This window comes from Aromatoleum evansii, assembly GCF_012910805.1.
GTDB classification, from domain to species: Bacteria; Pseudomonadota; Gammaproteobacteria; order Burkholderiales; family Rhodocyclaceae; genus Aromatoleum; species Aromatoleum evansii.
The window spans coordinates 1-12,378 of record NZ_WTVK01000054.1; the positions used below are offsets into that span (position 1 = coordinate 1).

Sequence of the window (12,378 nt, forward strand, 5' to 3'; positions counted from 1 at the left end):
CCATCACCGCCCGCTTCGCGGTGCCGCTGCCTGCCACGGCGAAGCTGGGCGAGTCCGGCACCGCGAAGCGGGCGGTGATGGTGGTGGCGCAGGCGGACTCGCCCGAGGCGCTGGCGATGGGGCGCGGGCTGGCGGCGGAACTGGGTGTGCGGGCGGTGGCGGTGAGCGTGCGCGAGCTGGGCAGTTTCGCGGGCGTGACCGCCTTGCTCGATCGCGCGGGGCAGGGGCGCGTGATCGGTGTGATGGACGACGCTTCGGCGGTGATCTTCCAGCAGATCGCGGCGGCGCGCGGTGCGGGTCTCGTGATGGATGCGCATCGGCGCATCGGGGCGGCGAGCCTGGTTTCTTTCGCGATCAACACCTGACGCGGCGCGCGGCAGGCACAAGTACAACGGAGACAATCGAATGGTTTCGAAGAGCAAGGCGCTGCCGAAAGGCGTGAGCGCGGCCGATTTCGACAAGGCGGTGCGCGAGATCAGGGCCATCGTGGGCGACGAGCATGTGCTGGTCGATGAGGAAAAGCTGTCGCCGTACCGGAAGATCATGATGCCGGTGCCGGACGAGCAGCATGAGCTGTCGGCGTCGGTGATGCCGGACGGCGTCGAGCAGATCCAGCGCATCATGAAGCTCGCCAACAAGTACCGCATCCCGGTGTACCCGGTGTCGACCGGCAAGAACCTCGGCTACGGTTCCGCGGCGCCGGTGCAGCGTGGGCAGATCGTGATGGATCTGCGGCGCATGAACCGCATCATCGAGGTGGACCCCGAGTTGTGCACGGCGCTGGTCGAGCCGGGCGTGACCTACCAGCAGCTCTACGACTACCTGCAGGAGCACAAGCTGCCGCTGTGGTTCTCGTGCCCGGCGCCGTCGGCGATTGCGGGGCCGGTGGGCAACATGGTCGACCGCGGCGTGGGCTACACGCCGTATGGCGAGCACTTCCTGTTCTCGTGCGGCATGGAGGTGGTGCTGGCGGACGGGAAGGTGCTGCGCACCGGCATGGGGGCGATGGAGAACTCGAACACCTGGCAGGTGTTCAAGTGGGGCTACGGGCCGACGCTGGACGGAATGTTCACGCAGTCGAATTACGGTGTGGTGACCAAGATGGGGATGTGGCTGATGCCGGCGCCGCCGGATTTCCGTCCCTTCTGCATCCAGTATCCGAACGAGACCGACATCACCAAGATCGTCGAGGCGCTGCGTCCGCTGCGCATCGCGATGGTGATCCCGAACGCGGTGGTGATCGCGCACACGCTGTGGGAAGCGCCGTGCACGCCGGTGAAGCGCGCCGACTACCACACGGGGCCGGGTGCGATCCCCGACGAGGCGGTGAAGAAGATCCAGGCCGATCACAACATCGGCGCGTGGAATGTGTATGCGGGCCTGTATGGCACGAAGGAAACGAACGACGCCAACTGGAAGATCATCGAGGCGGTGGCGGCGGGTACGGGCGGCAAGATCATCACGCAGGAAGCTTCGAATGGCAGCCAGGCGCTGCAGTACCGCTTCGACCTGATGAAGGGCAAGCCCAACCTCGGCGAATTCGGCCTGTACAACTGGCGCGGGGGCGGCGGCTCGATCTGGTTTGCGCCGGTGTCGCAGGCGAAGGGCGCGGAGACGCTCAAGCAGATGCAGATGGCGAAGACCATTCTCGGCAAGTACGGCTTCGACTACGTCGGCGAGTTCATCGTCGGCTGGCGCGACATGCACCACGTCATCGACCTGCTGTACGACCGCTCGAAGCCGGAGGAGATGGAGAAGGCGTACGCGTGCTACGACGAGTTGCTGCATACCTTCGCGAAGGAGGGCTACGGCATGTACCGCGCGAACACGGCCTTCGCCGAGAAGGTCGCGGCGACCTACGGGCCGGTGAAGCGCGACGTCGAGAAGCGCCTGAAGAAGGCGCTGGACCCCAACAACATCATCGCGCCGGGACGGTGCGGCATCAGCCTGTAAGCGACGGTCTTGTGAGAGCGGCACAGTCGGATCGGCGCTGCGGGAGCTTCCCTGTGGGAGCGGCTTCAGCCGCGAACGGGCCGCTCAGCATGGAACGACGCCGATTCTCGGCTGAAGCCGCTCCCACGAAATGCAGGCATTAAATCGGGAGTGAATACATGAAGGAATACAAGCTGTTCATCGACGGCGAGTGGGTGGGCTCATCGACGGAGACCATCCTGGACGATATCAACCCGGCAACCGGCGAGGTGTGGGGGCGCGTGCATCAGGCCTCTGCCGGGGACCTGGAGCGGGCGATCGCTGCGGCGTACCGGGCGAGGGAGAGCTGGGGCAACACCCTGGCCAACGAGCGTGAGGCGATCCTGTTGCGCGCGGCCGACGAGCTGCAGAAGCGCATCCCGGAAGTGGCCGAGGTGCTGATCGACGAGGCGGGTTCGACCTTCGGCAAGGCGATGTTCGAGGCGAGCTTCGTCGTGAATCTGCTGCGCAGCGCCGCGGGCGAGTGCCGCCGCATCACCGGTGAGACGATGCCGTCGGATAGCCCGGGCGTGTTCTCGATGAGCGTGCGCCGGCCGCTGGGCGTGATCGCCGGCATCGCGCCGTTCAACTTCCCCTTCCTGCTGGCGACGAAGAAGGTGGCGCTGGCGCTGGCGGCCGGAAACACCTTCATCCTGAAGCCGGCGACTTATACGCCGGTGACGGGCCTCAAGATCGCGGAGATCTTCGAGGCGGCGGGGCTGCCGAAGGGCGTGCTGAACGTGGTGCCGGTGCAGGGCTCGGTGCTCGGCAACAAGTTCGTCGCCGATCCGCGCGTGCGCATGATCACCTTCACCGGCTCCACGGAAGTCGGCCGCGAGCTGTCGGCGGAGGCCGGCAAGCACTTCAAGCGCATCACGCTGGAGCTGGGCGGCAAGAGTCCGTTGATCGTGCTGAAGGATGCCGATGTCGACTATGCGGTGAATGCGGCGGCCTTCGGCATCTTCCTGCACCAGGGGCAGGTGTGCATGGCGAACTCGCGCCTGATCGTCGAGGCGCCGATCTTCGATGCCTTCTGCGACAAGCTCGCGACCAAGATCCGCGGCTTCAAGGTCGGCGATCCGCGCGATCCGCACACGGTGATCGGGCCGCTGATCGACCGCAAGCAGTGCGCGGTGCTGGACCGGCATGTGGCGGACGCGGTGGCGAAGGGGGCGAAGCTGCTTTCGGGCGGCAAGAGTGAGGGAGCCTTCTACCAGCCGACGATTCTCGCCGGTGTTACGCCCGACATGGTGGTGTTCCGCGAGGAGAGTTTCGGGCCGGCGGTGTCGGTGATCCGCGCCGCGGACAGCGAGGAGGCGCTGCGGCTCGCCAACGATTCCTGCTACGGGTTGTCGTCGGGGCTCATCACCAACGACCTGCAGAAGGCCTTCGACCTCTCGCTGCGGCTGGAGGCGGGGATGGTGCATATCAACGACGCCTCGATCATGGACGAACCGCATGTGCCGTTCGGCGGTATCAAGGACAGCGGGATGGGGCGCGAGGGCGGGCATCACTCGATGGACGAGATGACAGAGCTGAAGTGGATCACCGTGCAGATGGGCAAGCGGGCTTTCCCGTTCTGACCGGCATAAGAATCAGGGAGGAGACACGATGAAATTCAGATACATCACCGCAGCAGTCGCACTCGCAGTCCTCGCCGCCGGCAATGCCGTCGCGAAGGAGGGCGGCGACCAATATCCCAACGGCGCCGAAAGCTGGCTGGCGGGGGCGGTGCCGCCGCCGGGCAACTACTTCCTCAACTATTTCGGCCACTACAGCGGCAGGCTGCGCGACGGGAGCGGCGACAAGGTGCCGGGGGCCGAGGTGGACGCGTGGTTCGACGCGCTGCGCTTCATCAAGATGACTGACACGAAGATCCTCGGCGGCGACTGGGGGATGCATCTCATCGTGCCGGTCGTGCAGCAGAAGGTGAAGCTGGGCGGGGACAGCAAGACGGTGACGGGGCTGGGCGACATCACCTTCAACCCGATCATCATCGCGTGGCACACCAAGAACCTGCACTGGACGGTGGCGCTCGACCTCAACATGCCGACCGGGGCCTACAAGTCGGGCGACCCGAGGAAGAGTATCGGGACGAACTACTGGAGCCTGGAGCCGATCTTCGCCGCGACCTGGCTGTCGGACGACGGCTGGGAGGTGTCCGGCAAGTTCATGTACAACATCAAGCGCAAGAACAAGGACTTCCGCCTCGCGCCCGGCATGCCCAAGATGGATTACGAGTCGGGCGACGATTTCCATATGGATTACGTCCTAGGCAAGCACTTCGGGCCGTGGGCGGTGGGTCTTTCGGGTTATTACCTGAAACAGACCGAGAACGACAAGCTGGAGGGCGAGACTCTGCCGGAGGTACCGGGGGTGTGGTCGAAGGGGCGCAAGGGCGAGGTGTTCGCGATCGGGCCGAGCGTGAGCTACACGAACAAGAACGGCACGATGTTCATCGCGCAGTGGCACCACGAAACGGAAGCCGAGAACCGTTTTCGCGGCGACAAGGCGTGGTTCAAGCTGGTGCTGCCGTTCTGAATGCGCGGTGTCGCTCCCTCCCCTTGAAGGGGGAGGAATACGGTGCCCGTTCAGATTTCAAGTATCCGATTGCACGGTAATTAATCGGTGCGATAGACGGTGAGGTGGTCGGTGCCGGATTCCGGCGCCCACACCTCGCCGCGTCGCCCGAGGATCTGGCGGATTGCGGCGTTCGAATCGGGGGAGGGGAAGGTCTCGAAGCGCTCGCTCGCCGGGTCGAAGCGGTGCATCGCGTTTGCGCCGAAGTCGCTGACCCACACGTGGTCGCGCGCGTCGACGTAGACGGCGTAGGGCTTGGGGCCGTCGCCGGGTACCCGCCACGCGCGCCATTCCCGGGTCTTGGGGTCGAAGCGCGAGAGTTGCCCCGAGTTCCATTCGCTGACCCAGATCCAGCCCTTGCTGTCCGACCACACGCGCCGCGCGCCCTGGTTCGGCGTCGGCGGCTCGATGACTTCGGCCTTGCCGGTCTGCGTGTCGATGCGCGCGATGTGGCTGCCGGCGAGCGAGGCGTAGTAGATCTCGCCGCCCGGTGTGGCCGTGATGCCGTAGGGGCCGCGGCCGCGCGGGGCGTCGAACACCTGCACCGCGCCGGTCCTGGTATCGAGCCGACCGTAGATGCCCGACTGGCCGGTGAACCACAGGATGCCCCTGCCGTCGAAGGCGGCGGTGTTTAGGTTGGCGTAGCCGCCTTCGGGCAGGGGGTAGCGCGTGACTTCGAAGGACCTGGGATCGACACGGACGATCGCATTGAGCCCGCTGTCGGTGATCCATGGCGCGCCGTCCGGGCCGACGATCACGCCGTGCGGCGCGGAGCCGCGGCCGAGCGGGATGTGGCGCGTCTTCCCGGTGGCGGGGTCGAGGACGCCGAGCGCGCCCTGCCGCTGCGCGGTGTACCACACCGGTCCACCGGGTTCCGATGCCGGCGCGATGTCGTGCGGGTGTGCGCCCGCGGGAACTGCAAAGCGCTCGACACGCACTTCGCCTGCCCCCGCGACGGACGCCGCGACGAAGAGCAGGGCTCCGATCCAGTTGATCCAGCGCATCGCCCGTCCTCCTTCCTCCGCTCACTGTTCCCGCGCGAGCCGGATCCACTCCTCCGGCCCCACATGTGCGACGACCTCGAATCCGCCGCGACCGTCCGGACGTAGCACAGCCGCACCGGCCTCCACCGGGCGTCGGTCGGAGACCAGCATGAATACGTTTCCATGCGCGACCAGCACGGTGTTCGTTCCCTTCGGCGGCGGAGTGGCCATCAGCCGTTTCGCGGCGTCGCGCAGCGCGGCGGTTCCGCCGGCATGGTCGGCATGGGACTCGTTGATCAATGCGCGGGTTACGGCGACGTCGCCAAGGCCGAGCAATCGTGCCGTCTCCTGGGTGCGGCAGAATTCGCTCGCGAGGACTTGTCCGACCGGGATCTTCAGTCGCCGCAGTGCGTCCCCGACCTGGCGGGCCGTTTCACGGCCGGCCTCCGAAAGCTGGCGCATTCGCGCTGGCGCGCAGCTTGCCCAGCCCGCATCCTTCGATCGGTCCGATTGCGTCCAGTCCGTCTGGGCGTGCCGGAAGTAGAGTACGTAGCCGCCCGTGCGCAGCGCTTCGATCAGCGCCGCATCGGCCGCGTGCGCCGTGGATGGCAGGGCCTGCAGCAAGAGGACAAGGGCCGCGGCAAGGCAGCGCAGCGAGGACATTTTCGACTCCGGGCCGGTCGATGTTCCGCTATAGCACAGATCGCGAACCTTGCCCGGCGCACGGGGCGCGCGCCGGGGTGAGCGGGCCTTGATCAGCCGAGGTCGAGCTCGACCTTGGCGGTCAGCGAATTGGCGATGAAGCAGCGCTTGTGGGCGCTGGCGTGGATCGCGGCGAGCGTGTCGGCGTCGGGTTGCTTGTCGACGAAGCCGACGCGCGGCGACAGGACGATGCGTGTGAGCGCCATGCCCTTGTCCGTCTTGCCGAGTTCGCCGACCGGATTGTCGCTGTAGTGGGCCACCGGGAAACCTTTCACGTCCGCGAGCGCGAGGAAGAACAGCATGTGGCAGCTGGCGAGGGCGCTGATGACCATTTGCTCGGGGTCGGCACAGTGCGGATCGCCGAGGAAGTCCGGCGACGAGGACATCTTCACCTGTTGGCCGCCGGCCATGGTGGCGACGTGGTTGCGGGTGAAGGTCTTCGGGTCGGCTTCGTGCGGGGCGCGGGACCATTCGATCGTGGCGGTGTGCATGGACATCGGGGGCTCTCCTCAACGGTACTTCTTGTAGACGGCCCGCGCGTCGGCGTGGGCGCGGTCGAGCGTGCAAATCGACGGATCGTCGTCGTGCAGCGTGAAGAAATCGTCCGCCTGGGCGCGCATCACCATGTCGATGGCGGCCTGGTCCTCGACGTTGTATTTCTCGGTGATCAGCGTCGTGACTTCATCCAGATGTTCTTCGTAGGTCATTTCGTATTCCTTGCCTGCGCGCGCAGCATGTAGAGGTACAGCGATTCCACCTTTTCGCGCGCCCAGGGGGTGCGCCGCAGGAATTTCAGGCTGGAAGGGATGCTGGGCTCGTGCGTGAAGCAACGGATGGCGATGTGCTCGCCGAGCGACGCCCAGCCATAGTGCTCCACCAGGCGGGTCAGCATGGCTTCGAGCGTGACGCCGTGGAGCGGGTTTCCGGGTTGTGGGGCTGTCACGATGGGGTCGTGGCTGCGTTCCGGATGACGCAGTCGTAGAGCACGTCGGGGCACAGGTCTGCGCCATTTGGCCAGACGATCGTACCGAGTTCCGGAGCGACACGCACCGTGCGGAAGTAGCTGGCGTCGCTCAGCGGCGCAAATACTCCGTCGAATGTGCCGATGATGCTTGCGATGTCGACGACACCGATACTGCCGTCATCGAACCTGAGTTCGAGGCATGGTGGGGTGAGGACCTTCACGGCCGTTACGTCGTGCATCACCATCGCGTTTACTCCAATGGGGCAATACGCTTGAGTTCGGCATGAACCCTTGCAAGTTCCCAATCTTCCATCAAATCGGCGCGATGTGCTGCGGCCCATTCGATCAGGAGGCCGAGTGCCCGCGGCGGGAATGATCCGGCCAACACCGCAAGGGTTTCGATGGCGATCTCGACTTTATGTTCGCCGTACCGCGCATGAAAGTGCGGTGGCGCGTGGTCGTTGTAGAACATCGCCACGATGATGCCGAGAAAGCGGGAAATTTCGGGCATGCCCGGACGCCTCAGCGGTGCTCGGGAAAGATCTTCTGCAGCAGCGTGACCAGGGTCGTGCGTTCGTCTTCGCTGAGGTGCTCGACGAGCCGCTTTTCATGTTCCTGCACGCGGCGCTTGAGCTTCTTCAGCAGGGCGACGCCGTCGGCGGTGAGCACGAGGGAATTCGAGCGGCGGTCGTTTTCGGCCGGACGGCGCTCGACCAGGTTGCGGCGCTCGAGGTTGTCGATGACGGAGACGACGGTCGAACGGTCGAGGTGGGCGGCGCGGGCGAGCTCGGTCTGCTTGAGCCCCGCGTTGGCCTCGATGATCACGAGAATGCCGAACAGGCCGGGGGTGACGTCGAATTCGCCGAGCCCTTCGGCAAAGTCACGGAAGATCGCGATCTGCGCCAAACGCAGCTGGTAGCCAGCCAGACTGGGGAGCATGCCGAAGTCGAGGCCTTTCCTTTCCGTCGATTTTTTTTGTGTCATGGAATGAATATGGGGAAAAACAAAACGTTGGGTCTCCCAAGTATGCCGTCCAAACGTTGATAAAAATAGTGGAACACAAACAATTTGACATGGAGCAATGCGATCGGTAGAGTTTGCTCATCGGGGCGCGTGCTTCACGCGCCGATTCCAGTCGTCGCAGACGGAGGGTCGAATGAGCGGGCAGACGGTTTCCCTGGTGATGGCAGGCAGCGGCGGGGCGGGGGTGGTGACCGCGGGCAGCCTGCTGCTGGAGGCGGCGGCGCGCGCCGGCTGGTACGCGTACATGACGCGCTCGTCGGGCCCGCAGATCCGCGGCGGCGAGGCCGCGGTGATGCTGCGGCTGGGCACGGAGCCCATCGCCTCGCATGACGACTGCTTCCACCTCCTGGTGGGCGTCGACTGGCAGAACGTCGGCCGCTTCGCCGCTGAGATCCCGTTGGGGCCGCAGAGCCTGATCATCGGCGACCCCGGCGAAGGCGAGACTCCTGAAGTGTTTACCCGCAGCGGCGCGCAGCAGATCGCGCTGCCGATGAAGGCGCTGGCGAAGAAGATCCCCGACGGACGCCCCAACATGGTCGCCTTCGGCGCGATCGCCGCCTTGATCGGCCTCACCGAGGATGTCGTCGTCGGCGTGCTGCGCGACACCTTGAAACGCAAGGGCGAGGAGGCGATTGCCGCGAGCCTCGCTGCCTTCCGCGCCGGCGTCGAAGCGGCGGCCGATTTCCCCGCCGTGCCGCGCCTGCCCGCGGGCAAGGCGGACACCAGCGAGCGCTGGAGCATCACCGGCAACGAAGCGACCGGCATGGGCGCGCTGCGCGGCGGCGTGCGCTTCGTCGCCGCCTACCCGATCACCCCGGCGACCGAAGTCCTCGAATGGCTCGCTCCCGCGCTGCCCAAGGTCGGCGGCGTGCTCGTGCAGGCCGAAGACGAACTCGCCTCCATCAACCAGATCATCGGCGGCTCCTACGGCGGCGTGCCCTCGCTCACAGCCACCTCCGGCCCCGGCCTCGCGCTGATGACCGAATCGCTAGGCCTCGCCGTGGCGGCCGAAGTTCCGATCGTCGTCATCGACGTGATGCGCGTCGGCCCCTCGACCGGTATCGCGACGAAGTCCGAACAGGCCGACCTCAACATTGCCGTGTATGGCCTGCACGGGGATGCCCCGCACCTCGTGCTCGCCCCGACCTCGGTCGCCGACTGCCTGTTCACGACCCAGTGGGCCGTGCATCTCGCCGAAAGCCTGCAGACCGCCGCCATCGTCCTCACCGACCAGGCGATGGGGCAGGCGCGGGCAGTTATGCCGCGCGCGGCCGCAGTGAGCTTCATCGGCCAGCGTGAGAGGCCCGCGGCGCTGGCCGAAGGCGTGCAGTACAAGCGCTACGCCAACACCGCCTCGGGCGTCTCGCCCATGGCCATTCCCGGCATGGCGGGCTTCATGTACACCGCCGATGGCCTCGAACACAACGAGACCGGTACCCCCTCGTCGCAAGCGTCCGATCACCAGGCCCAGCTCGATAAGCGCCTGAGAAAACTCACCGGCTACAACTACGGCGACCACTGGGCCGACATCACCGGCGATGAGGATGCCGACACCGCGATCCTCACCTGGGGCTCGAGCGCTGGCCCCGCGCGCGAGGCGCTCGCCCGCCTGCGCGCCGCCGGTCACCGGGTGAAACTCGTCGCCGTGCGCCTGATCTCGCCGGTGCAGCCGGAGAAATTCGCCGCCGCGCTCGAAGGCGTCGAGCGCGTGCTCGTCGTCGAGCAATCGCACAGCGGCCAGTTCCACCGGTACCTGCGCGCCCAGTACGACCTGCCGCGTCAGGTGCGGGCACTGCACCACCCCGGACCGCTGCCGGTTCGCCCCGGCGCCATCGTCGAACACATCACCCAGTGGAGCTGAACATGGATGCCTGTGTCAAACAGCGGGAATACACCGCCAAGGACTATAAGTCGGAAGTGAAGCCGATCTGGTGCCCGGGCTGCGGCGACTACTCGGTACTCGCCGCGATCACCCGGGCGCTCGCCTCGATGCAGCTCGCGCCGGAGAATGTCGCGGTCGTCTCCGGCATCGGCTGCTCCTCGCGCATCCCGGCCTACACCAGCGTGTATGGCTTCCACGGCGTGCATGGCCGCGCGCTGCCGGTCGCCACCGGCCTCAAGATCGCACGCCCCGACCTCACGGTGCTGGTGACGGGCGGCGACGGCGACGGCTTCTCGATCGGCGGCAATCACTTCCTGCACGCCTGTCGCAGGAACGTCGATCTCACCTACATCGTCATGGACAACCAGGTCTACGGCATGACCAAGGGTCAGGCCTCGCCGACCACCGAGCCGGACTGGGAGGGCAGCAAGCTCACCCCGGACGGCGCGGGCATCGAGTCCTTCCATCCGCTGGTGGTGGCACTGGCCGCGGGGGCGAACTTCGTTGCGCGTTGCTCGAGCTCGGACCCCAACAACGTCGCCGACATCATCACCCAGGCGATCCGCCACCCGGGCTTCTCGCTGGTGCAGGTGTTGAGCCCGTGCGTGACCTTCCGTCCCGAACAGCAGGAGTGGAAGCACATGGTGCGCACCGCGGTGGTGGATGTGACCGACGACGCCGCCCGCGCCGCCCGGCGCCTGATGACCGACGACGGCTTCAACGTCGGCAAGGTGCTGTACAAGGGCAACCGCCCGGCCTGGCAGCCGGAGCCGAAGGGCGCAGTGGCGGTGGCGGAACTGGAAGCCGATTTCGCGCTGTGACGGCGATCAGCGCGGGGTGCGGGCCTATCGAGCGCACCCCCAACCCCAGCAGAGACAATCATTTCCAGAACAACGAGGAGATCAAGAAAATGGCGCTGCAAATCATCGACGACTGCATTACCTGTGACGTGTGCATTCCGGAATGCCCGAACGAGGCGATCTCGGCCGGCGGCGAATACTTCGTCATTGACGCTGGCAAGTGCACCGAGTGCGAAGGGCACTACGATACGCCGCAGTGCAAGGAGGTCTGTCCGGTCGATGCGATCGTGCCGCTGGCGGCGTAATCACCGTCAACGTGGGGCGGGAGGGGCGCAGCGCGTCCCGCCCCACGGCCGTACCGCCATGCTCCACCCGCGAACAGCGGGATACGCCTCTGGCTACTCCCGCCCTACGAAAACATTCCCGTTACCCTTGGGCGAAGATCAATTTTCCGCCGTTTCCGTTTCCGTGGGCTCCGTTTCGAGTCCGCCGAAGCGTTTGTAGTAGTAGGGCGCCGCGGCCGGCAGTGCGCCGCTCGGTGTTTCGCACACCGCCATCAGGTGCTGCTGTGCATGCCGCCAGGTGATCTGGTAGATGGCGCGTGACAGTGCGCGTGCCGCAGTCCCGCTCCAGTCGCGCGGCATCAGTTGCACGGGGAGTTGCGGATCGTGCAGCAGCGCGCGGCGGAACTCGTGCATGGTCAATGTCTGGATCAGGAAGCACTGCTCGGGGTCGAGTGCGCGCGTGCTGCGCAGGGAGCGGAGGACGGGGCGCATGCGCTCCGAGAATTCGCTGTAGGTCGCCTCGATGGCGTCGAGATTCCAGCATTCGCGTGCAAGATCCTGCAGCGGCTTGGTCGACAGGGCGCCGATCGTCGACGCCTGCATGGGCACGACCTTGTCCTGCGTGCCGGTGTCCTGAAGGATTTCCTGCAGCGTTTCGGTGTCGGGCGATGGGTGGCCCATGACGCCCGGTGCGACGTTGCCGTAACCCGCCCACGACAGCTCCTTGCGCAGGGTGTCGCGCTCGGGCGAGCCCAGCGTGGACGGCAGCACGACCAGCTGCCATTCGCCGTTCCAGGTGTCCTGCGGGGTGTCGTAGATGCGGCGGTAGGCGTGCTCGAAGCGCCGGCGGCCCGAGGCCGTGAGGCTGTAGTAGCTCTTGCGCCCGATCTGTTCCGATTCCAGCCAGTTGTCCTGCGACAGGCGATACACGCTGGTGCGCACCATTCGCTCGTTCAGGCCCAGGGGCTCGACCAGCCGGATGAAGCTGCCGAGCCAGACGGTGCCGCCGTGCGGCGCGATGAAGTCGCCGTAGACGGTGATGATCAGGGAGTTCGCGCGCACCCGGCGCTCGGCCAGGTAGTCGTTGATCCACTGTTCGAGAAAACGGCTTTTCATTGATTTTTCACTGTTATTTCGTACGTCCGCGGGCCGCTGAGGGGATGGGGTGGGACGATTCTAACGCCATGTC

Annotated in this window: 15 protein-coding genes and 1 pseudogene; 7 read left to right on the top strand and 9 right to left on the bottom strand. The window is 66.0% G+C overall.

The features are described 5' to 3' along the window. The first annotated feature begins 2 nt into the window (after positions 1–2). The 4 genes from GO615_RS21665 (at position 3) to GO615_RS21680 (ending at position 4,512) form a co-directional block, all read left to right on the top strand. Complete coding sequence (locus GO615_RS21665) at positions 3–365, top strand: hypothetical protein (RefSeq protein ID WP_169131954.1); 363 nt, start codon at positions 3–5, stop codon at positions 363–365. 40 nt (positions 366–405) lie between these two features. Then, complete coding sequence (locus GO615_RS21670) at positions 406–1,953, top strand: FAD-binding oxidoreductase (RefSeq protein ID WP_169131956.1); 1,548 nt, start codon at positions 406–408, stop codon at positions 1,951–1,953. A gap of 158 nt (positions 1,954–2,111) precedes the next feature. After that, positions 2,112–3,554, top strand: coding sequence for an aldehyde dehydrogenase family protein (locus tag GO615_RS21675; protein ID WP_169131958.1), 1,443 nt, complete (start codon positions 2,112–2,114; stop codon positions 3,552–3,554). Between the two features lie 28 nt (positions 3,555–3,582). Beyond that, positions 3,583–4,512: a SphA family protein gene (locus tag GO615_RS21680; RefSeq protein ID WP_169131960.1), complete on the top strand. Its 930-nt coding sequence runs from the start codon at positions 3,583–3,585 to the stop codon at positions 4,510–4,512. 80 nt (positions 4,513–4,592) lie between these two features. Here the strand turns inward: GO615_RS21680 and GO615_RS21685 are convergent, their stop codons facing one another. The 8 genes from GO615_RS21685 to GO615_RS21720 all read right to left on the bottom strand — a co-directional run bounded on the left by GO615_RS21685 (position 4,593) and on the right by GO615_RS21720 (position 8,184). Further along, positions 4,593–5,555 (bottom strand): Vgb family protein, encoded by a 963-nt coding sequence (locus GO615_RS21685; protein WP_169131962.1) that lies wholly within the window; start codon positions 5,553–5,555, stop codon positions 4,593–4,595. A 21-nt stretch (positions 5,556–5,576) separates the two neighbouring features. Then, positions 5,577–6,197, bottom strand: coding sequence for a histidine phosphatase family protein (locus GO615_RS21690; protein WP_169131964.1), 621 nt, complete (start codon positions 6,195–6,197; stop codon positions 5,577–5,579). 92 nt (positions 6,198–6,289) lie between these two features. Further along, positions 6,290–6,733 (bottom strand): OsmC family protein, encoded by a 444-nt coding sequence (locus GO615_RS21695; protein ID WP_169131966.1) that lies wholly within the window; start codon positions 6,731–6,733, stop codon positions 6,290–6,292. Between the two features lie 12 nt (positions 6,734–6,745). Further along, positions 6,746–6,943, bottom strand: a complete 198-nt coding sequence (locus tag GO615_RS21700; RefSeq protein ID WP_169131967.1) for a hypothetical protein — start codon at positions 6,941–6,943, stop codon at positions 6,746–6,748. Further along, positions 6,940–7,179, bottom strand: a complete 240-nt coding sequence (locus GO615_RS21705) for a VF530 family DNA-binding protein (RefSeq protein WP_169131968.1) — start codon at positions 7,177–7,179, stop codon at positions 6,940–6,942. Before GO615_RS21705 ends, GO615_RS21700 begins: the two co-directional genes overlap by 4 nt. Next, complete coding sequence (locus GO615_RS21710; protein ID WP_211167284.1) at positions 7,176–7,445, bottom strand: DUF2442 domain-containing protein; 270 nt, start codon at positions 7,443–7,445, stop codon at positions 7,176–7,178. Before GO615_RS21710 ends, GO615_RS21705 begins: the two co-directional genes overlap by 4 nt. Positions 7,446–7,450: 5 nt before the next feature. Then, the gene (locus GO615_RS21715; protein ID WP_169131969.1) at positions 7,451–7,711 is read right to left on the bottom strand and encodes a DUF4160 domain-containing protein; all 261 of its coding nucleotides are present in this window, start codon (positions 7,709–7,711) and stop codon (positions 7,451–7,453) included. Positions 7,712–7,722: 11 nt separating this feature from the next. Beyond that, complete coding sequence (locus GO615_RS21720) at positions 7,723–8,184, bottom strand: MarR family winged helix-turn-helix transcriptional regulator (protein ID WP_169131970.1); 462 nt, start codon at positions 8,182–8,184, stop codon at positions 7,723–7,725. A 172-nt stretch (positions 8,185–8,356) separates the two neighbouring features. Between GO615_RS21720 and GO615_RS21725 the strand changes: the two genes are divergently transcribed. The 3 genes and pseudogenes from GO615_RS21725 to GO615_RS21735 all read left to right on the top strand — a co-directional run. Beyond that, entirely contained in the window at positions 8,357–10,084 is a 1,728-nt protein-coding gene (locus tag GO615_RS21725) for a 2-oxoacid:acceptor oxidoreductase subunit alpha (RefSeq protein WP_169131971.1), read from the top strand. Positions 10,085–10,086: 2 nt separating this feature from the next. Then, the gene (locus GO615_RS21730) at positions 10,087–10,926 is read left to right on the top strand and encodes a 2-oxoacid:ferredoxin oxidoreductase subunit beta (protein WP_169131972.1); all 840 of its coding nucleotides are present in this window, start codon (positions 10,087–10,089) and stop codon (positions 10,924–10,926) included. A gap of 89 nt (positions 10,927–11,015) precedes the next feature. Then, positions 11,016–11,192 (top strand): annotated as a pseudogene (locus GO615_RS21735) (YfhL family 4Fe-4S dicluster ferredoxin); the annotation flags it as partial. 156 nt (positions 11,193–11,348) lie between these two features. On the opposite strand, the gene paaX reads toward GO615_RS21735, so the two are convergent. Further along, positions 11,349–12,305 carry a phenylacetic acid degradation operon negative regulatory protein PaaX gene (paaX, locus tag GO615_RS21740; protein WP_169131973.1) on the bottom strand — a complete coding sequence of 319 codons (957 nt, stop codon included), beginning with the start codon at positions 12,303–12,305 and terminating at the stop codon, positions 11,349–11,351. Positions 12,306–12,378: the final 73 nt, after the last annotated feature.